General features: G+C 44.3%; 18 protein-coding genes, 6 tRNA genes and 1 pseudogene. 2 read left to right on the forward strand and 23 right to left on the reverse strand.

What is annotated here, in order from left to right; genetic code table 11:
* Window positions 1-4 precede the first annotated feature (4 nt).
* The 21 genes from rpsG to ACYRYY_RS04435 form a co-directional block, all read right to left on the reverse strand.
* Window positions 5-475 (reverse strand): 30S ribosomal protein S7, encoded by a 471-nt coding sequence (rpsG, locus tag ACYRYY_RS04335; protein WP_460214306.1) that lies wholly within the window; start codon window positions 473-475, stop codon window positions 5-7.
* Between the two features lie 11 nt (window positions 476-486).
* A complete protein-coding gene (rpsL, locus tag ACYRYY_RS04340) occupies window positions 487-858 on the reverse strand; it encodes a 30S ribosomal protein S12 (protein ID WP_128466060.1) in 372 nt (123 codons plus the stop codon).
* A 357-nt stretch (window positions 859-1,215) separates the two neighbouring features.
* On the reverse strand, window positions 1,216-5,271 hold the full coding sequence (rpoC, locus tag ACYRYY_RS04345; protein ID WP_460214308.1) for a DNA-directed RNA polymerase subunit beta': 4,056 nt from the start codon (window positions 5,269-5,271) through the stop codon (window positions 1,216-1,218).
* Window positions 5,272-5,273: 2 nt separating this feature from the next.
* The gene (rpoB, locus tag ACYRYY_RS04350) at window positions 5,274-9,257 is read right to left on the reverse strand and encodes a DNA-directed RNA polymerase subunit beta (RefSeq protein ID WP_460214309.1); all 3,984 of its coding nucleotides are present in this window, start codon (window positions 9,255-9,257) and stop codon (window positions 5,274-5,276) included.
* A 106-nt stretch (window positions 9,258-9,363) separates the two neighbouring features.
* Entirely contained in the window at window positions 9,364-9,744 is a 381-nt protein-coding gene (rplL, locus tag ACYRYY_RS04355; protein WP_460214310.1) for a 50S ribosomal protein L7/L12, read from the reverse strand.
* Between the two features lie 12 nt (window positions 9,745-9,756).
* A complete protein-coding gene (rplJ, locus tag ACYRYY_RS04360; RefSeq protein WP_460214311.1) occupies window positions 9,757-10,275 on the reverse strand; it encodes a 50S ribosomal protein L10 in 519 nt (172 codons plus the stop codon).
* Window positions 10,276-10,483: 208 nt separating this feature from the next.
* The gene (gene rplA, locus ACYRYY_RS04365; RefSeq protein WP_460214313.1) at window positions 10,484-11,182 is read right to left on the reverse strand and encodes a 50S ribosomal protein L1; all 699 of its coding nucleotides are present in this window, start codon (window positions 11,180-11,182) and stop codon (window positions 10,484-10,486) included.
* Window positions 11,183-11,251: 69 nt separating this feature from the next.
* Window positions 11,252-11,677 carry a 50S ribosomal protein L11 gene (gene rplK, locus ACYRYY_RS04370; RefSeq protein ID WP_460214314.1) on the reverse strand — a complete coding sequence of 142 codons (426 nt, stop codon included), beginning with the start codon at window positions 11,675-11,677 and terminating at the stop codon, window positions 11,252-11,254.
* Window positions 11,678-11,692: 15 nt separating this feature from the next.
* The gene (gene nusG, locus ACYRYY_RS04375) at window positions 11,693-12,217 is read right to left on the reverse strand and encodes a transcription termination/antitermination protein NusG (RefSeq protein ID WP_460214316.1); all 525 of its coding nucleotides are present in this window, start codon (window positions 12,215-12,217) and stop codon (window positions 11,693-11,695) included.
* 13 nt (window positions 12,218-12,230) lie between these two features.
* The gene (secE, locus tag ACYRYY_RS04380) at window positions 12,231-12,410 is read right to left on the reverse strand and encodes a preprotein translocase subunit SecE (protein WP_460214317.1); all 180 of its coding nucleotides are present in this window, start codon (window positions 12,408-12,410) and stop codon (window positions 12,231-12,233) included.
* Between the two features lie 399 nt (window positions 12,411-12,809).
* A tRNA-Trp gene (locus tag ACYRYY_RS04385) sits at window positions 12,810-12,885 on the reverse strand.
* 16 nt (window positions 12,886-12,901) lie between these two features.
* The gene (gene rpmG, locus ACYRYY_RS04390; protein WP_128466051.1) at window positions 12,902-13,051 is read right to left on the reverse strand and encodes a 50S ribosomal protein L33; all 150 of its coding nucleotides are present in this window, start codon (window positions 13,049-13,051) and stop codon (window positions 12,902-12,904) included.
* Between the two features lie 10 nt (window positions 13,052-13,061).
* A complete protein-coding gene (gene tuf, locus ACYRYY_RS04395; protein ID WP_460214304.1) occupies window positions 13,062-14,252 on the reverse strand; it encodes an elongation factor Tu in 1,191 nt (396 codons plus the stop codon).
* A 22-nt stretch (window positions 14,253-14,274) separates the two neighbouring features.
* Window positions 14,275-14,348 (reverse strand) — tRNA-Thr (locus ACYRYY_RS04400).
* Between the two features lie 62 nt (window positions 14,349-14,410).
* Window positions 14,411-14,484 (reverse strand) — tRNA-Gly (locus ACYRYY_RS04405).
* A 45-nt stretch (window positions 14,485-14,529) separates the two neighbouring features.
* A tRNA-Tyr gene (locus ACYRYY_RS04410) sits at window positions 14,530-14,612 on the reverse strand.
* A 122-nt stretch (window positions 14,613-14,734) separates the two neighbouring features.
* A tRNA-Thr gene (locus ACYRYY_RS04415) sits at window positions 14,735-14,807 on the reverse strand.
* A gap of 226 nt (window positions 14,808-15,033) precedes the next feature.
* Entirely contained in the window at window positions 15,034-15,876 is an 843-nt protein-coding gene (locus tag ACYRYY_RS04420) for a tetratricopeptide repeat protein (RefSeq protein ID WP_460214319.1), read from the reverse strand.
* Window positions 15,873-16,661: an ABC transporter permease gene (locus ACYRYY_RS04425; protein WP_460214320.1), complete on the reverse strand. Its 789-nt coding sequence runs from the start codon at window positions 16,659-16,661 to the stop codon at window positions 15,873-15,875. Before ACYRYY_RS04425 ends, ACYRYY_RS04420 begins: the two co-directional genes overlap by 4 nt.
* The gene (locus ACYRYY_RS04430; protein ID WP_460214321.1) at window positions 16,658-17,554 is read right to left on the reverse strand and encodes an ABC transporter ATP-binding protein; all 897 of its coding nucleotides are present in this window, start codon (window positions 17,552-17,554) and stop codon (window positions 16,658-16,660) included. Before ACYRYY_RS04430 ends, ACYRYY_RS04425 begins: the two co-directional genes overlap by 4 nt.
* A 44-nt stretch (window positions 17,555-17,598) precedes the next feature.
* A complete protein-coding gene (locus ACYRYY_RS04435) occupies window positions 17,599-18,060 on the reverse strand; it encodes a type IV pilin protein (RefSeq protein ID WP_460214322.1) in 462 nt (153 codons plus the stop codon).
* A gap of 304 nt (window positions 18,061-18,364) precedes the next feature.
* On the opposite strand from ACYRYY_RS04435, the gene ACYRYY_RS04440 reads away from it, so the two are divergent.
* Window positions 18,365-18,448: transfer RNA gene (locus tag ACYRYY_RS04440), tRNA-Leu, on the forward strand.
* A gap of 160 nt (window positions 18,449-18,608) precedes the next feature.
* Window positions 18,609-18,737, forward strand: a complete 129-nt coding sequence (locus tag ACYRYY_RS04445; protein ID WP_460216457.1) for a hypothetical protein — start codon at window positions 18,609-18,611, stop codon at window positions 18,735-18,737.
* A gap of 345 nt (window positions 18,738-19,082) precedes the next feature.
* Here ACYRYY_RS04445 and ACYRYY_RS04450 read toward each other — a convergent pair whose 3' ends face one another.
* Both ACYRYY_RS04450 and ACYRYY_RS04455 read right to left on the reverse strand, forming a co-directional pair.
* A complete protein-coding gene (locus tag ACYRYY_RS04450; RefSeq protein ID WP_460216458.1) occupies window positions 19,083-19,274 on the reverse strand; it encodes a HipA N-terminal domain-containing protein in 192 nt (63 codons plus the stop codon).
* A 6-nt stretch (window positions 19,275-19,280) separates the two neighbouring features.
* Window positions 19,281-19,415, reverse strand: a pseudogene (locus tag ACYRYY_RS04455) (hypothetical protein); the annotation flags it as partial.
* Window positions 19,416-19,525: the final 110 nt, after the last annotated feature.

Below are 19,525 nucleotides of genomic sequence, written 5' to 3' on the forward strand. Positions count from 1 at the left end.
CCCCTTACCATCTGAAATGAGCAAATGCTCTGTTAGCTTCCGCCATTTTGTGGGTGTCTTCTTTCTTTTTGAAAGCGATACCTTTTCCGCCTGCGGCATCAATAAGTTCACCTGCAAGCCTTTCAACCATGGTTCTCTCTTTTTTGCTTCTGGCAGCAGCAACAATCCACTTGATGCTGAGAGCCTGCTTCCTGAGAGGACGCACTTCGATAGGTACCTGATAAGTAGCCCCGCCGACTCTTCTTGATTTAACTTCAAGCTGGGGTTTAACATTTTCAATTGCTTTTCTGAAAACATCTATGCCATTTTCGCCGGTTTTCTGAGCTATGGAGTCGATTGTTTCGTAAAATACTCTTTCTGCAACGGATTTTCTTCCGTCAAGCATGAGGATGTTTATGAACTTGGTAACAATCGCGTCCTTATAGATAGGGTCAGCAATTACCTCACGCTTCTTAGCAACTCTTCTTCTTGCCATCTTTTCTCACCTTATTTCGGTTTCTTTACGCCGTATTTGGAGCGGGATTTTTTCCTGTCCTTAACGCCGTCTGTATCAAGCGCACCGCGAACGATCTTGTAACGCACACCGGGAAGGTCTTTTACCCTTCCGCCCCTAACGAGAACAACAGAGTGTTCCTGAAGGTTGTGACCGATACCGGGAATATAGGCTGTAACTTCGATACCTGAAGTAAGCCTTACCCTTGCGACTTTCCTAAGAGCCGAGTTGGGTTTTTTCGGTGTAGTAGTATACACTCTGGTGCAAACTCCCCTTCTCTGGGGGTTGCCCTGCAATGCAGGAGATTTGGTCTTTTTAAGGACCTGTTTTCTTCCTTTTCTGACCAATTGGTTCAAAGTAGGCACCTAGCACCTCCAAAATTCTTGTGAGTTTTATATAAACTCAAATCTTACGCGAACGGCCAACTTAGTTTTTCTTGCCGTCCCTACTTTGTAATTTTACTTTAAAATCTTTATACAGCCTCAAATACCAAGCCTTTGAAGCTTTAGAGCGCATTTTGAGCGCAACTATACATTCAGGGCGAAAGAGCAAGAATAGTAGCAATGCTTTTATACAATGTCAAGAAGTTTTACGTTAGTGATTTCATGCGGGATAACCGTCTGTTAGGGCGTTGAAATGAGTTGTTTAATTAGCACAAAGAAAATAAAAATGATACCTGTTTTTTCAAAAAAAGAGCCGCCCTCATCAGGCGGCTCCTTATATTATTTAGTAGGGTTGATAAATTTATACTTTTTACTCTGAATAAATTTAGAACCTGTTCCCGCCGGTATAAGCTTACCGATGATAACATTTTCCTTAAGCCCTCTGAGTTCATCCATTTTACCTGAGCATGCTGCATCGGTAAGAACTCTGGTTGTTTCCTGGAAGGAAGCAGCAGAAAAGAAACTCTGAGTATTAAGAGCCGCTTTGGTAATACCCTGAAGTATTGATTTACCCGCAGGAGGTGTAAGCCCTGCTGCGATCAATCTCTGATACTCAGCAACAAACTCTGCTTTGTATACCTCTTCGTTAGGCATAAATTCAGAATCTCCGGGTTCTTCAACCACGACTTTCTTCAGCATCTGGCGGACGATTGTCTCAATATGTTTATCGTTAATAGCAACACCCTGCTTACGGTAAACTTCCTGAATTTCATCCACTATATATTTCTGAAGAGCATCTTCACCCAGAACCGCCAAGATATCGTGAGGATTCACGAGACCGTCAATAAGCGATTCACCAGCTTTAACTCTGTCACCGTCGTGAACGTTAATATAACGCTGAACAGAGATGCTGTAGGTTTTCTTAACGCCTGTCTCCTCGTTTTCAATGGTGAGCTTACGAAGACCACGCGCGGTGTTTTCGATACTCACAAGACCATCGATCTCAGCAATAACAGCAGGATCTTTGGGTCTTCTTGCCTCGAAAAGTTCAGCAACACGGGGAAGACCGACTGTAATATCTTTTGTTTTTGTTGTCTCTCTGGGTATCTTGGCAACAATATCACCGGGTTCTATCATATCGCCCTCATCCACCTGAAGCAGTGCGCCTATGGGGAGGATGTAGCGCTGGATAGTCTTGTTGTCCTCGCCTTTGATAGACACACGGGGCTGTTTTTTGCCTCTTGTGTTGGCAATGATAACCTTCTGGGAAAGACCGGTAATGGGGTCGATCTCTTCTTTAAGAGTCTCACCTTCAACGATATCGCCGAATGCTACACGTCCATGATACTCAGTAAGAATTACCGCAACATAAGGATCCCATTCAGCTATCAGGTCACCCTGTTTAACAGTTGCTCCGTCTTTAACAAGAAGCTTGGTTCCGTATGCGATATTGTATTTTTCAAGAACTCTTTCAGATTTATCAAGAATCTGAAGAGAACCGTTACGGTTAAGAACAACAGGGAATCCTTCACGGTTTATAACCGTTTTCATTTCCTCAAATCTTATCGTACCGCCAAACTTGGCGTTAAGGCTCGACTGTTCAGCAGATGATGATGCCGCACCACCAATGTGGAACGTTCTCATCGTAAGCTGTGTACCGGGCTCACCGATTGACTGCGCAGCAATAGTTCCCACTGCCTCGCCCACTTCAACCACACGCCTTGTTGCGAGGTCAAGACCATAGCACTGGCGGCAGATTCCGTGTTCTGACTCGCATGTAAGAACAGAGCGCACCTTCACCCTGTCAAGACCGGATGCTTCGATTTTTGCAACCAGATCTTCAGTTATCAGGCTGTTAGCTTCAACTATAAGATCATCAGTAATCGGGTCGTAAACATCTTCAAGAGTGTAACGTCCGAGAATACGCTCGCCAAGGGGCTCAACAGCTTCTGTTCCTTCCATAAGGGCAGAGATTTCGATACCACGGATTGTTCCGCAGTCCTCTTCGCTGATGATAACATCCTGAGCAACGTCCACAAGCCTTCTGGTAAGGTAACCGGAGTTCGCTGTTTTAAGAGCAGTATCCGCAAGACCCTTCCTCGCACCGTGAGTCGATATGAAGTACTGGAGAACCGTAAGCCCCTCACGGAAGTTTGAGGTAATCGGCGTTTCGATAATCTCACCGGAGGGTTTAGCCATAAGTCCTCTCATACCGGCAAGCTGGCTTATCTGCGCCTTAGAACCTCTCGCACCGGAGTGCGCCATTACGTGAATAGCGTTATAGAAGCGGTCTCTTTTATATGTTTTAGATTTATCGCCGCCCTGAGTTTCGATGGTTTTCATCATCCTGTCAGTGACTTTGTCGTTGGTTGTGGACCAAACGTCGATAATCTGGTTGTAACGTTCGCCTGATGTAAGCGCACCTTCACGATAATGTTCTTCGATCTCGCGCACTTTCTGCATAGCAGCGTTTATCAGTTCAGGTTTTTCATCGGGTATTATAAGGTCGTCGAGACATATTGAGAAACCTGCCCTGCACGCCTGAGAGAAACCGAGGTTCTTCAGGTTGTCCAGAAACTCTACCGTATGGTAGTTGCCGAGTTTCTTATATATGTAGTCAACAAGCTTAACGAGATCTTTCTTGGTGAAGATCTGGTTTACCACTTCAAAATCTATCCCTGCGGGCACTATTTCAAAAAGGATTATCCTTCCTGTGACAGTGTCATAACGCTTACCGTTTATTCTAACCTTGATCTCAGCGTGAACATCAAGCTGTCCCTGATCATAGGCGATTCTCACTTCCTGAGGGGAAGAGAAAATTTTGCCTGCACCCTTAGCGTTTTTAACACCTCTGGTCAGGTAGTATATACCGAGAACCATATCCTGCGTGGGAACGGCCAGAGGCTTTCCATGGGCAGGTGAAAGGATGTTGTAGCAAGCAAGCATAAGGGTTCTTGCTTCAAGCTGTGCCTCGTATGATAAAGGAACGTGAACAGCCATCTGGTCACCGTCGAAGTCCGCGTTAAAAGCGGGGCAAACGAGGGGGTGAAGCTGGATAGCCTTTCCTTCAACCAACTGGGGTTCAAATGCCTGAATACCGAGCCTGTGGAGTGTGGGGGCACGGTTGAGGAGAACAGGGTGTTCCCTGATGACCTCTTCCAGAACATCCCATACTTCCGGTCTCTGCTCTTCCACCATTCTTTTCGCCTGTTTTATGGTGGAGGCTATGCCTCTTTCCTTTTCCAGCTTGTAATAGAGGAAAGGTTTGAAAAGCTCAAGAGCCATAAGCTTCGGTATACCGCACTGGTGCATTTTAAGATGTGGTCCGGCAACGATAACACTACGTCCGGAGTAATCCACCCTTTTTCCGAGAAGGTTCTGACGGAAACGTCCCTGCTTTCCTTTGATCATATCTGAGAGCGATTTAAGGGGGCGTTTGTTGGAGCTGCGGATTACTCTGCCTCTCCTTCCGTTATCAAACAGTGCGTCCACTGCTTCCTGAAGCATCCTTTTTTCGTTGCGGATGATGATTTCAGGTGCATTAAGCTCCATAAGCTTTTTAAGACGGTTATTTCTGTTGATAACCCTTCTGTAAAGGTCGTTAAGGTCGCTTGTGGCGAACCTTCCGCCGTCAAGTGGAACAAGGGGACGAAGCTCAGGCGGAATCACGGGGATTACGTCCAGAACCATCCATTCAGGTCTGTTGCCGCTTTTACGGAAAGCTTCAACAACTCTTAAACGTTTAGCAAGCTTCAGTTTTTTCTGCATACTGGTGGTGTCTCTCAGATCTTCCTTGAGTTCAAGGAGAAGAATATCAAGATCCACCTGTTTCAGCAGGTCTTTAATAGCTTCTGCGCCGATTTTGGCAACAAAAGCAGATGCACCGTATTCCTCCACCGCTCTGCGGTAGTGGTCTTCCGTGAGGAGTTCCTTCTCTTTAAGAGGAGTATCCTTCGGATTGGTGACTATATATGACTCGAAGTAGATAATGCGTTCTATGTCCTTAATACTGAGGTCAAGAAGAGAGCCTATCCTGCTGGGTGTGCCTTTGAAAAACCAGATATGGCACACAGGTGAGGCAAGGTCTATGTGACCCATTCTTTCCCTTCTTACTTTAGACTGAATTACTTCAACACCGCATTTTTCGCATACGATGCCTCTGTGCTTCATCCTCTTGTATTTACCGCAGAGACATTCCCAGTCCTTTACGGGTCCGAAGATTTTTGCGCAGAACAGACCGTCTCTTTCGGGTTTGAAAGTACGGTAGTTAATGGTTTCAGGCTTTGTAACCTCACCGGAGGACCAGTCACGGATCTTTTCCGGGCTTGCTATGCGAATTGCTATAGAGTCGAAAAACACGGGTGATTTTTCGTCAAAAAGAGTACTCTTCTTCATAATTATGAGTCCTCCCTGCTGTCGGCGGCTTCTTCGCCGTCCGATTCATCTTCGGGTAAATTATCCTGCGATATAAGTTCAAGGTCGAGTGCGAGACCCTGAAGCTCTTTTATAAGTACGTTAAATGATTCAGGCATGCTCGGTGAGAAGCTGAAGTTTCCGTTAACGATCGATTCGTAAACAGTTGTTCTTCCTTCCACGTCATCTGATTTAACAGTAAGCATTTCCTGAAGTATGTTTGCCGCTCCGTATGCTTCGAGAGCCCAAACCTCCATCTCTCCCAAACGCTGACCACCGAACTGGGCTTTACCGCCAAGGGGCTGCTGCGTAACGAGTGAGTACGGTCCGGTTGAACGTGCGTGGATTTTTGTATCAACAAGGTGGTGGAGCTTCATGTAGTACATAACGCCCACTGTGACTTCCTGATCAAAGCGTTCGCCTGTTCTGCCGTCAAAAAGAATGGTCTGCCCATCTTCCTGAAAGCCTGCTTTCGTAAGCATCTCTTTGATATCACTTTCACGGGCGCTATCAAAAACCTCTGTGGAGAATTTAACTCCAAGTGCTTTGCCGGCCCAGCCGAGGTGAGTTTCAAGAATCTGCCCGATGTTCATCCTCGACGGAACTGAAAGCGGGTTAAGAACCACTTCAACAGGTGTGCCGTCAGGGAGGTAAGGCATGTCTTCTTCGGGAAGAATTCTGGACACAACCCCTTTGTTACCGTGACGACCTGCCATCTTATCGCCCACACTGAGCTTTCTTTTTATGGCAACATAGACTTTAACAGACTTAAGAACGCCTGCGGGAAGCTCGTCCCCTTTTTCGACTTTCTTTTTCCTGTCTTTATAAAGGTCTTCTGCGTCCTTCACTTTTTTGAAGTACACATTATTGATTGCCACAAGCTGCTCTTCAAAGTCTCTTCTTCCTTCGATGGGAAGATTCACAAGGTCAGTATAGTCAAATCCTTTAAGGGTGTCTGCATTGAGTGCAGAACCGGAATCCAGACTTACTGATTCGCCTTTGAATGTGTCTATAAGCTTTTTGCCGGCAAGGACAGAAACAATCTTCGCCTTTCTGGCATCTTCAAGAGCGCGGAGCGAACGTTCATAGTCCTTTTTAATATCCGCATACTCTCTCATTTCTATTATTTCAGTACGGCTGTCTTTATCTATTCCGCGTCTGGTCATGACCTGAACGCCGATAACCGTACCTTTTATACTTGGGGGAACCCTGAGTGAAGCATCTTTAACATCACCGGCTTTTTCACCGAAGATTGCTCTGAGCAGTTTTTCTTCAGGAGTAGCCTGAGTCTCACCCTTGGGAGTTACTTTACCGACAAGTATATCACCGGGTTTAACTTTTGCTCCGACACGGATGATACCGCTTTCATCAAGATCTTTCAGAGCCTCGTCACTTACGTTGGGGATATCTGATGTGATCTCTTCAGGCCCGAGCTTAGTGTCCCTTGCCTCAACCTCGAAAACTTCGATGTGAATTGAGGTATAGGCGTCTTCCTTAACGACTTTCTGTGAAATAAGGATGGAGTCTTCGTAGTTGTACCCCATCCAAGGCATGAAGGCCACGACGATATTGCGTCCGAGAGCAAGCTCTCCACCCTGTGTGGCAGGTCCACCTGCAAGAATATCGCCTTTTTTCACGATGTCGCCTTTATCGACAATGGGTTTGAAGTTAATGCATGTATCCTGGTTAGATCTTCTGTATTTAACAAGATCATATATATCAACGCCGAAATCGTCTTTTTCGTTGTAGCGGACAACTATTTTGACAGCATCAACAAAATCCACAATACCAGCGTGTTCAGCAATGACAACCGCCCCTGAGTCAATAGCGCATTTCATTTCCATACCGGTTCCCACAATCGGGGATTCGGTGCAGATAAGAGGAACACCCTGACGCTGCATGTTTGACCCCATAAGAGCCCTGTTTGCATCATCATGCTCAAGGAAAGGAATAAGAGCAGAAGAAACAGAAACTATCTGTTTCGGTGAAACATCCATATACTGAATGTTTTCACGGGGCGTCTGGAGAGAATCCCCAAGATGCCTGGCTGCTATATATTCCCTTACGAACCTGTTGTTTTCATCAAGAAGAGCGTTAGCCTGGGCTATGTAGAAATCCTCTTCCTCAATTGCTGACATGTAAACAACTTCATCAGTAACAACACCGTCTGAAACTTTTCTGTAGGGTGTTTCGATGAAACCGAATTCATTTATTTTAGAATATGTTGTAAGAGACGTGATAAGACCGATGTTGGGACCTTCAGGAGTCTCAATGGGACATATTCTTCCGTAGTGTGATGTGTGTACGTCACGAACTTCAAAGCCTGCTCTGTCACGGTTAAGACCGCCGGGTCCGAGGGCTGACAGCCTTCTTTTGTGAGTTATCTCACTGAGAGGGTTTGTCTGATCCATGAACTGCGAGAGCTGATAGCTTCCGAAAAATTCCTTAATTGACGCACTCAGTGGTTTAGCATTAAGGAGATCCTGCGGAGTGAGGTCTTCGATGTCCTGAATACTCATCCTTTCCTTAACAGTCTTTTCCATTCTGGCAAGACCGATTCTGATATGGTTCTGAAGCTGCTCGCCTGCTGCTCTGACCCTTCTGTGACCAAGGTGGTCAATATCATCAACGTTTGCTATACCTTTACGTATGTTCTCAAGAACACGAACTGTTTCCACAATGTCGTCCTTGCTGAGAGTCGTGTGGTCAAGCTCGATACTGAGACCAAGTCTTTTATTTATTTTAAGACGTCCGACCCTTGAAAGATCGTAGCGTTTTGAGTTAAAGAAAAGGTTATCGAAAAGATTTTTTGCAGTTTCCGCCGTGGCAGGTTCGCCGGGGCGGAGTTTTCTGTATATCTCAATCAGAGCCTCTTCCTGTGTTTTAACTTTATCAACTGCAAGAATATCACGGATAATGCTATCTGAGGACTGTCTGTCAATAAACAGTACCTTGAACTCGTTTATTCCGTTTTCTGCAAGTTTTTCAAAGTTTTCCTCGCTCACTGGGGCGCCGGCCTCAATGATAACTTCGCCGTCTTCACTGACGATGTCTTCTCCGAAGAATGTATCAAGCATATCCTCAAGAGTTATGGGGATACGTGTAATTTTTGCAGCAGAAATTCTTTTTCTGGCAGCTTTGGTAATCTTATGATTAGCCTTAACGATTACTTCGCCGTTTTCATCGACAATATCAAGGCTGTTTCTCTGTCCTACAACATGAGCTTCGTTGTAGTTTTTTGTCATGTTTCCGTTCGGCTCAACACGTACATTGACCATATCGTAGTAAGTGTTAAGAATATCAAGTTCGGTCATGCCGAGTGCTTTGAGAAGAACGGTAACGGGAATTTTTCTTTTCTTATCGATGCGGACATACATGATGTTTTTCGCATCGAAGTCAAAATCTATCCATGAACCTCTGTATGGGATAATTCTCGCACTGTAAAGGTGTTTCTCCACAACGCTTTTGGACGCCGTAATATCTTCGAAGAATATTCCCGGCGAGCGGTGAAGCTGGCTCACGATAACCCTTTCAACCCCGTTAATAACGAAGGTTCCTCTGTCGGTCATCAGAGGGATGTCACAGAGATAAACTTCTGATTCCTTGGCGGAATTGACAAGTTTTTCTTCTGACTCCTCATTTATATCATAATTGACAAGACGCACTTTCACTTTGAGGGGAGCCGCAAAAGTGGTGCTTCTGTCGATTGCTTCTCTGGGCGTGTATTTCGGTTTTTCAAGAGTATAACTGATATATTCAAGAACTGATGTTTCATTAAAGTCGGTGATCGGAAAGATTTCCCTGAATACTTCATCAAGACCCTTCTGTTCTCTCTCTTCAGTGGGAACTCCTTCCTGAAGGAACTCAACGTATGAGCGCTTCTGAACCTCAATAAGGTCGGGCATATCAATTACTTTCTGGATTTTTGAGAAACTGACTCTCTCAATAGGCTTTCTAGTTGAATCCATATTTTATCACCTGTGGGATGTATCCGCTAAATGTTAAAGAAGGCATGGGGGGCGTAGTGCGCCCCCCGGTTTATGCTGATCAAGTTTTTCCAGTTTTAAGAAGTAATTACTTAACTTCAGCAGTGCCGCCGGCTTCTTCAAGTTTAGCTTTGATAGAAGCAGCTTCGTCTTTGGAAACGCCTTCTTTAACGGGAGCAGGAGCGCCGTCAACGAGTGCTTTAGCTTCTTTAAGTCCGAGGTTAGTGAGTTCGCGAACTACCTTAATAACCTGAACTTTTTTGTCGCCGCCGTCCTTAAGGATAACGGTGAACTCTGTCTGCTCTTCAGCAGGAGCTGCATCAGCAGCAACAGCGGGACCAGCCATCATAGCAACGGGTGCAGCAGCGGAAACGCCGAATTTGTCTTCGAGTTCTTTTACGAAATCTGCAAGGTCGATTACAGTCATGTTTGATATAAATTCTACTACTTGTTCTTTAGTTACAGACATTTAAGTCCTCCATTAACTTTGTTTTTGATCTTTGATCGCGTTAAGCACATTCAGGAAGCTGCGGGGAACGTTGCTGAGCAGTGACACGAAGTTTGAGGCAGGTGCGTTCATAGACGCAAGAGCCCTTGACAACAGCACTTCCCTTGAAGGAAGGTCAGCAAGTGTGTTCACGTCTTCTCCGGAGAGAAGTTTGCCGTCAAGGTAGCCGCCTTTGATTTCGAACTTGTCGTAATCTTTTGCGAATTTTTTCATATCCTTGGCGACAGCGGCAACATCACCGTTTATTATGGTGCATGCCGTGCAGAGTTTGAGTGTCTCATCAAGAGATTCAATTCCGTTGTTGTGCAGCGCGATTTTTACAAGTGTGTTCTTGACGACTTTAAAATCGCTGCCTTTTTCTTTCACCGCAGTTCTGATAGCAGTAAGCTGAGGGAAAGTCAGTCCTTTATAATTTGCCAAGAACAGCGCATCACTTGTTTTGATCTGCTCAGTAAGTTCTTTTACATACTGTTTCTTTTCATCTCTAGTCACGCTGTCCTCCAGTTTACAACGAAAATCGGATAAAGATTTTCGTACACGCTCGCAGTCTACAAAATAATTTTTGTATAACGCAGCGTCGGTTTGGACTTTTGTCCTGTTTTAAAGACGGTTTGATAAATTCTATATCAACCGATCTCCGCAGGAATTACGCTGTACAAAAAAGCACAGACACCTGCTTCTTAAACCAGATTGTGTACTGTTAAAGTGTGTTAACCACTTTCTGGTGATCTACCTTAACGCCGGGTCCCATTGTGGTAGAAACTGTTATTCCTCTTACGTACTGACCTTTAGCTGTTGAAGGCTTAAGACGTACAAGAGTTTCCAGAAGAGCCTTGATGTTTTCAAAAAGTTTGTCTGCATCAAAGCTTTTTTTGCCGACGATAGCGTGGATTATACCGTTTTTGTCAACACGGAACTCAATCATACCCGCTTTAAGTTCCTTAACCACGTTACCGATGTTAGGCGTTACCGTCCCCACTTTAGGGTTAGGCATGAGTCCTCTCGGTCCGAGTACACGTCCGAGCTTACCAACGAGAGCCATCATATCGGGTGTTGCAACAACTTTATCGAAATCCATAAAGCCGCCCTGAACTTTTTCAACAAGTTCATCATCACCAACAATATCTGCGCCTGCGTCTTTCGCTTCTTTGGCTTTGTCACCCTTAGCGAATGCAAGCACTCTCACGGTTTTACCTGTTCCGTTAGGCAGACTAACTGAACCCCTCACCATCTGATCTGCGTGTTTGGGGTTAACTCCGAGTTTCACTGCTATGTCAACTGTTTCGTCAAACTTAGCAAATGCAACTTCTTTCACGAGGGCAACTGCCTCTTCCAGGTCATAGAGTTTTTCGTTGTCTACCTTAGCAGAAGCAGCCTGGTACTGTTTCCCTTTTGCCATATTACTGACTCCGTGCGCCGTTTACAGACAAGCTGTCCGGCGCATCATACAAATTTGTACGAGAGCTTATTAAGGCTCTACTTCCACACCCATACTGCGTGCGGAACCTGCAACAATCTTCATTGCCTGCTCGATATCTTTGGTGTTGAAATCGGGCAGTTTGTGTTCGGCGATTCTCTGAACCTGCTCACGAGTGAGCTTGCCGATCTTGTCCTTTTTAGGATTGCTGCTGCCGCTGTTAATCTTCAGCTCTTTTTTAATAAGCTGAGTAACAGGAGGAGTTTTGCAGACAAAAGTGAAGCTTCTGTCTTCAAAAATCGTAAGCAGAACGGGGATAATATAGTCTCCCGCATTCTGTGTTGCAGCGTTAAACGCTTTGCAGAATTCCATAATGTTCACGCCTCTCTGACCAAGTGCAGGTCCGATTGGGGGTGAAGGGTTTGCCTTGCCGGCAGGAATCTGAAGTTTAAGCTGTCCAAGTACTTTTTTGGCCATTTATAACCTCCCGGATTATCCGACTCTCTTAATTTGCAGATAATCCAGTTCTACGGGCGTTTGTCTTCCGAAAATGCTCACGATAACGCGAACTTTTTCTTTTTCTGGGTTAACCTCGTCAACAACACCGATAAAGCCGTTGAAGGGTCCGTCGATAACCTCAACTTTATCATCTTTGACATATTTCGCTGTCATTCTGGGAGCTTGAGATTTAGCGAGGTCAATCATTGCCTTAACATCGTCTTCGGGAATCGGAACAGGGTTGATTCCGCCCACAAAGCCGGTTACTTTAGGTATGTTTTTTACAACATGCCAGTTTTCCGTACTCATTTCCATATGGACGAGAATATAGCCGGGGAAGGTTTTTTTCTTGCTGATTTTTTTCTTACCCTTTTTCAGCTCAACTACGTCTTCCGTGGGGATAAGCACGTCTTCTATCTGGTCTTCGAGATTTGAGTTTCTGACTTTCTCCTCAAGGAGTGTCTTCACACGCTTCTCAAAACCCGAATAGGTATGGACTACATACCACTTTTTCGCCATAATTTGCCCTTTCCTAGTAAATGAATTGGGTAAGCTTTGAAAGCCCGTAATCTACTACACCAAGATAAATCGCACAGATAAGGCAGATTGTAATAACTACCGCAGTGGTTCCCATGGTAGCATCTTTGGTGGGCCAGATGACTTTTTTAAGTTCTTCTCTGACTTCGTTGATGAAAGTTTGTACCTTTCCCATAGTCAGCACATCCTTTATTTATAATAGTTCGCAGAAGCCTACGTCCTGTGGCTTCTACTCACACGCTCGCGCTTTGCTGAGCAAAGCTTCGCTTCGCACGGCGCAGTTTCTTCCTGAAACTGTTTTGCCCGATGGTGTGCTAATACCTTGCTTTATAATAGTTCGCAGAAACCTACGTCAGGCTTCTACTCACACGCCTGAGTTTTGCTGAGCAAAGCTTCGCTTCGCACGGCGCAGTTTCTTCCTGAAACTGTTTTGCCCGATGGTGTGCTAATACCTTGCTTTATAATAGTTCGCAGAAACCTACATCCGGCTTCTGATACCCGTTCAACCAGGAATCTGCTTTTAAAGACACGTTCAGGGCGAACAAGTTCGCCCTCAACATGCGGTTATTTAAAATGGCAGGTCAGACAGGAATCGAACCTGCAGCCTTCGGTTTTGGAGACCGATGCTCTGCCAATTGAGCTACTGACCTACTCTATACTTTTAAATTACTTAGTTTCCTTGTGAACAGTGTGTTTTCTGTCCCATTTGCAGTACTTGCTGAGTTCAAGTTTGCCGGTCATGGTCTTTTTGTTCTTAGTAGTGCTGTAGTTCCTGCGTTTGCACTCTGTGCATGCAAGGATTATTTTTTCTCTCATTTAAGTATCCTTACTCGATAATCTCGGTAACAACACCTGCACCGACTGTTCTGCCGCCTTCACGAATAGCGAAACGAAGTCCCGCATCCATTGCGATAGGCGTTATAAGTTCTACCACGCAGCTGATGTTATCACCAGGCATTACCATCTCTGTCCCTTCGGGAAGAGTGATGATTCCTGTAACGTCAGTCGTACGGAAATAGAACTGAGGACGATATCCGCTGAAAAAGGGAGTGTGGCGACCACCTTCTTCTTTGGTCAGGATGTACGCTTCCGCTTTGTACCTTCTGTGGGGCTTAATTGAGCCCGGTTTGCAAAGTACCTGTCCGCGTTCCACGTCGTCCTTTTTGATTCCTCTCAGAAGGATACCTACGTTATCGCCGGCAACACCCTGATCAAGAATCTTCCTGAACATCTCTACGCCTGTTACTATTGTCTTAGTGGTATCACGAATTCCCACTATCTCTACTTCTTCTCCCACTTTAACCTGTCCCTGCTCTATACGGCCGGTTACTACTGTTCCACGACCGGATATGCTGAACACGTCTTCTACGGGCATTATGAATTCTTTATCTATATCCCTCTGAGGTTCAGGGATGTAGCTGTCCATTGCATCTACAAGCTCGCTGATCGCACCTGCCCATTTCTCATCGTTAGGGTTCTCAAGTGCTTTAAGCGCTGAACCTTTAATGATGGGTGTATCATCACCGGGAAACTCGTAAGTTGAAAGAAGGTCTCTTACTTCAAGCTCTACAAGCTCAAGAAGCTCTTCATCATCAACCATGTCACATTTGTTCATGAATACTATTATGTAAGGTACGCCTACCTGACGTGCAAGAAGGATATGCTCCCTTGTCTGGGGCATAGGACCGTCTGCTGCACTCACTACGAGAATAGCTCCGTCCATCTGAGCAGCTCCAGTGATCATGTTCTTTACATAATCTGCGTGACCCGGGCAGTCTACGTGAGCGTAATGGCGAGCGGGGGATTCGTACTCTACGTGTGATGTCGCGATTGTTATACCGCGCTCTCTTTCTTCGGGCGCCTTGTCAATGTTGTTGTAGTCTACAAATTCAGCAAGACCTTTATGCGCCTGAACGCTGGTGATTGCTGCTGTAAGAGTTGTCTTACCGTGGTCTACGTGACCAATTGTTCCTACGTTGACGTGGGGCTTCGTTCTAGCAAACTTAGCTTTAGCCATCTGGTCTCCTCCTGAATTTAAAAGCCCTCGACCGGAATTGAACCGGTGACCTCGTCCTTACCAAGGACGCGCTCTGACCGACTGAGCCACGAGGGCGTCAAAACGCAAAAAAGGGGCGAACTGGTACGGTGTCGCCGCCTTTGAAAGCACTAGAAAAAAGCGGGTAACGGGACTTGAACCCGTGACCCTCAGCTTGGAAGGCTGATGCTCTAGCCAACTGAGCTACACCCGCATATTGGCATATATACCCACGGAACAACCCGCAGGAAAAAAGAAGTGGGGAGAGGAGGATTCGAACCTCCGAAGTCTTACGACAACAGGTTTACAGCCTGCCCCCTTTGGCCGCTTGGGTATCTCCCCTTCTTATCTTTTAAAATTTATGCCGCCCCGAAAAAAGCGGCTTAAACCGACCATCCTAAACAGACAACCGATTACTAAAGCCTTGTTTATAAGAGCCGGGCGTAACCCGGCTCTTCAAGTGAAGCTGGTGATAGGAATTGAACCCACAACCTACTGATTACAAGTCAGTTGCTCTACCGATTGAGCTACACCAGCGTCTTTAGCGAAGTGAGAGCATATATAAGAGAGCGTTTATTGTCAAGTATTTTTTTGACATTTTTACAGCTCTTTTTCTTACGAACTTCCAAGCCGAAACAAGTGATGCCGCTTGAGAAATCCCCCTGACCGCTCTTAGGTTTCGGGAAGGAAAATATTGCATATACTTTTATCTTTGTCAATCTACTATTTTATGCTTTTTAAGAAAAAATTCAGGAGTGGCTTTTTACTGTTTTTTTTCGGCAAAACCACTGGTGGAGTACACTCTTCCTTTTTCATTGATGAAATACTCCCCACCGTAAGGATCAACAGGTACAACGGTTATCACACCTTTAGCCTTTAGTTCATCAACTCCTGACGGTGTGGTGAAATATTTTTCTTTGTAAATTCTCACTGCCTTTTCCAACTCTATTGCTCTCTGTAAGGCAATAAGTCTTTTTTCATACATTGCACGAACATTTTCATTGCCTGTGTGATTAAGCATATCCAACAAGAAAGCTGCTGCGGTTTCATGTCTGCCGGAGTCATATGCAAGCCTTGCGGCAAGGTTGGCATAAAAAGGCGGCGCACCTTTAATTTTGGCTGCCTGCCCTATGTACTCCGATGCTTTTGCACTGTCTTTAAGGAAATAATAATAGATAAAACCAAGATTAAAAAGAAGCCTGTGGCTTTCCGGTCTCTTTTCTATACCTTTCTCAAGAATCTTCACGGCCGCCTCAGGACGGTTTGCGCTCCACGCAAGAGTTAACGAGGCAAAGTAATACGTGTCATAAAAATAAGGGTCAAGCTCTGAAGAAGACTTCACATTAGCCTCAAACCAGTCCCAATCCTGTCCTTTGATAATACCTCTGTCCTGAAGCATCTTCCCTACATAAAATATTGCGGAAAGCAGGCGGCTGTCTGCGGCAAGTCCTTTAAATTCAAGAGAGGTAAAACGTAAAAGCCTGCCAGAAACAGCTATATCACGCTCAAACTTTGAGTCGAAATCAGCTTTATTGGTAATAAAAGCTCCGCTTAACCATATATGCAGGGGAATAAGAAGGCAGAGAAGCCCCAATGAGATTCTCACGGGAACTCCTTACGCTCAAAAATTACCCCTGCCAGAATAAGCAGAACAGCGGAATATGCCAAAGCATATGCAATTGACCCGAAATATATTCCCGCAGGAGGCATTATTCCGTTTGCGGCAACCGTTTTGAAATCCAGAGATGAGAAATCCGGCACAATATACTTAACAATATTAAGAAAACCGGCAATAGCCGAGTAGGTTTCCGATGATGAAACATAATTCAGCACCTCCGCCAGACTCTGTCCTGCTATATATATAAGGATAGAGAACACCAGAGTCGTAAACGAAGCTGTGACGAATGAGCTGAAAAAGATAATGACGGTATTGAGAAAGATACATTTAATCAGATCAGCAAAAGCTGCAAGAGCATATGCGCCCCACGAAAAGTTTTTAAAATATGCAGGGATTGACGCCTTCATAAGCAGTATAGGGATATGTGTGAGCAGAAAAATAATGATATAAGCACATATTATAAGGAGTGCAAGCCCTGCAAACTTACCGAAGATATAGCCTCTGCGGGAGATATTGCGCCCAAGAACAAAATATATTGTGCGCCTGTCCAGATCCTTGGCGATCAAACCCACAGAGACGGAAAAGCTTATCAGAAGCCCGGCTAGAGACATTGCGCTCAGATTAAAATCCGCTACAACCTTGCCCAGATCCTGCATAAAAAACTGTGAGAAAATGGTGCTTAAAAACATGATAATAATGGCAAAAACAAAGATAGCATAAAGAACTCTGTTCCGTACGCCCTCAAGGAAGGTTATAAAGCATACCTGTCTCATCGCACAGCCTCTTCAAATATACGCTCCAATGCGTTGTCAGCAGACTTCACCGTCACAGCGTTAAATCCTTTCAATTTCATGCTTTCAATGAAGCTGACTATATCCGCAGAATCAACAAATACACCCACAGTCTGCTCATATTCCGCAATTTTCATATCCTTAACAGCCTCTTTCAGGCTTTCAGATTTTTCAAAGAATACTTCCGTCTGTTTGGAAGCCAGCAGAAGTTCTTCCCTTGTAAGCATGCGAACTATTTTTCCTTTATTCATTATCGCAGCCGTATCACAAAGCCTCTCCACGTCGCTTAATATATGAGAACAGAAAAGCACGGTAGCCCCTTTCTCTTTCAGCTCAGTGATGAGGTCAAAGACCATGCGTCGACCAAGGGGATCAAGCCCGCTCATTGGTTCATCGAGAATCACAAGTTCCGGCTCATGGATTAGAGCGGCGGCAATGCCCGAACGCTGAACCATGCCCTTTGAAAAAGTGCGGATCTGCTTATCAAGATTTTCAGTCACCCCTACCCTTTCCGCCATGTGATTAATGCGCTCTTTGACACGGTCTTTAATACCTGATGATGAAAGAGAAAAAGCGAGAAGTTCTTTCAAAGTAAGATAATCATAGTAGTATGGATTTTCCGGCAGATAACCTATATTGGTGCTGTCTACAATGACATTGCCGGATGTGGGGCGTATAAAGCCAAGAATGGTTTTGATCGTGGTGGATTTACCCGCACCATTGAGACCGAGAAGAGCAAAGACCTTGCCCTTTTTCACTTCAAAGCTGATGCCGTCTACAGCGGTTTTCTTCTTTATACGTTTTACAAGGGAATCTATCTTTATCATAAGCGGATTATACATCAAACTTATGGCAGCAGAAACAAAAAAAGCCAACCGGACAAACCGGTCGGCTTTTGGGATTTTAAACTAAGTAAGTGTTAAGGAGCAGTAGGGGCATCGCAGTAGGATACGGTATCGCCTCTGGACACGTTGTCATCAACATTAATAGTAGAGCTGTCTGAATCAGAAGAATAGCAGTTATCTCCCTGAGTATGCTTTGTAACAGCAGCGTAGCTAATATTATTAGTACCTGCAGCAGTAACAATACCAACACCGGCAGAAAGCGTCATATTATCTTCCTCACCATTTGTGCTGTTAAGAGTTATTTCACCGTCAGTATCTGCAGCTATTGCATCAGGGTATTCCTGATAGTCGGCAAAATAACCTTCAAAAGCCGTCTGAACATTTCTCAAGTCAGACTGAGCAGCAGAGTTATAAGCTCTTGTACGGTATTTGGAGAACTGGGGAATTGCGATAGCAGCAAGAATACCAATGATTGCAACAACAACCAGAAGCTCGATAAGTGTAAAACCTTTTTTGTTCTTTTCGATCCTCATCATAAGGATACCTCCTGAAGTAGAAAAAATATCTTTTGGACACATAATTTCGCTTTTAAAAAGCAACTTCTAAAAACAGTCTACCACAAAATTATCCATAGAACAGGTTTTATGCAAGTTAATTTTCACACCATTAGCTTTTAACACACTAAGTTCCTCTGTCAGCAATACTCTGAGGCTGAAAAAAAATTGTAAAACATTCATAGAAAAATAATATTTCAGAAAAAATATAATTTATTAAATATGTAATTATCAAAACCTTGACAGTTTTTTAAGAGAAACATAGAATACGCATCCTTCATATAAAGCCGAAATGGTGGAATAGGTAGACGCAGCGGACTCAAAATCCGCAGATGGCAACATCGTGGGGGTTCGAGTCCCCCTTTCGGCACTCTTTTTATGTTCCTAGAAGATTTTAATATTTCCAAAATTACTAATAATTACTTATATATCTAACATTTATATTTCCTAACGGTTTTAAATACTTTCGTATGGACTACCGCTTTGCTAGTAAAAGAAAGACACTGTCACTTGGTGTATAATACCCTGAAATATCTCTCAAAGAAGCCCGTATAAAAAGAGATGAAGCAAGAAGGATGATTTCAGAAGGTGCAGACCCATTAATGTTGAAAAAAATCAATAAGATTACTCTTCAGACAAGACAACCAATAAACTTTTAGTATCTTTTCAAAGAAATGGTTCGATAATTATAAAGATTGATGAACGATAAAACATGGAGAACGGAAATGTAGAAGACTAGAGATTCATACCCTGCCCTATATAAGCAATATGCAATAAAAATAATCACTCCGCCAGTTTATTACAGAAAAACTCGTTTACGGGTAAACCTTCAAATCTAGGGCTGAATGGTTTGACTATGTGAGTACTTAGTGAGTTACCAAGCGGTAGGTATAATTTTCATTTTGATAGACGTCTCCGCCTGAGCACCTGTCAGACAAAGGCGGTACATGTCGTTTTCTGCCGATGTCTGTTCAAGCTTTACTATCAGCTGAAGAATATCTTTATCATTCAGGGAGAAAGCTTTCAAAGAATATTCTGGATTCAGTCACTTCGAACAATTTTTCCTTTATGGTCAGAATGAGCGACAGACCAGTAAGGCTGTACGCTTCGTCATATTCAAATAGCATATCAACGCCTGTATTGATAAGGTTTCCAGCTCTTGCATACTCCCCTTTTACCTTGATGTAAATGTTAATGGTCCATTATTCATCACCAACGTAATTGGAGAGCCCTACGTACCTGAGTAGCTTGATTACTTTGCCAATCTGCGCAGTAGGTTTCCCACGCTCCACTGAGGAAACTGTGCGGTTTACCCCTGCGCCCTCAGCAAATTCCTTCTGATTAAGCCCCTACCCTTCCCTCTTTTGTTTGAGCAGTTGTCCTGTCTCTTCAATATCTGATATTTTCTCCATATTAATTACTGCTAGAGAACTAAACATAACCTCAA

This window comes from Geovibrio sp. ADMFC3, assembly GCF_054687035.1.

What these genes read in the sequence shown, in the direction of transcription:
- rpsG (WP_460214306.1), bottom strand. Translation starts at nt 475, where the DNA reads ATGGCAAGAAGAAGAGTTGCTAAGAAGCGTGAGGTAATTGCTGACCCT.
- rpoC (WP_460214308.1), bottom strand. Translation starts at nt 5,271, where the DNA reads ATGAAGAAGAGTACTCTTTTTGACGAAAAATCACCCGTGTTTTTCGAC.
- rpoB (WP_460214309.1), bottom strand. Translation starts at nt 9,257, where the DNA reads ATGGATTCAACTAGAAAGCCTATTGAGAGAGTCAGTTTCTCAAAAATC.
- rplL (WP_460214310.1), bottom strand. Translation starts at nt 9,744, where the DNA reads ATGTCTGTAACTAAAGAACAAGTAGTAGAATTTATATCAAACATGACT.
- rplA (WP_460214313.1), bottom strand. Translation starts at nt 11,182, where the DNA reads ATGGCAAAAGGGAAACAGTACCAGGCTGCTTCTGCTAAGGTAGACAAC.
- rplK (WP_460214314.1), bottom strand. Translation starts at nt 11,677, where the DNA reads ATGGCCAAAAAAGTACTTGGACAGCTTAAACTTCAGATTCCTGCCGGC.
- nusG (WP_460214316.1), bottom strand. Translation starts at nt 12,217, where the DNA reads ATGGCGAAAAAGTGGTATGTAGTCCATACCTATTCGGGTTTTGAGAAG.
- secE (WP_460214317.1), bottom strand. Translation starts at nt 12,410, where the DNA reads ATGGGAAAGGTACAAACTTTCATCAACGAAGTCAGAGAAGAACTTAAA.
- rpmG (WP_128466051.1), bottom strand. Translation starts at nt 13,051, where the DNA reads ATGAGAGAAAAAATAATCCTTGCATGCACAGAGTGCAAACGCAGGAAC.
- tuf (WP_460214304.1), bottom strand. Translation starts at nt 14,252, where the DNA reads ATGGCTAAAGCTAAGTTTGCTAGAACGAAGCCCCACGTCAACGTAGGA.
- ACYRYY_RS04425 (WP_460214320.1), bottom strand. Translation starts at nt 16,661, where the DNA reads ATGAGACAGGTATGCTTTATAACCTTCCTTGAGGGCGTACGGAACAGA.
- ACYRYY_RS04435 (WP_460214322.1), bottom strand. Translation starts at nt 18,060, where the DNA reads ATGATGAGGATCGAAAAGAACAAAAAAGGTTTTACACTTATCGAGCTT.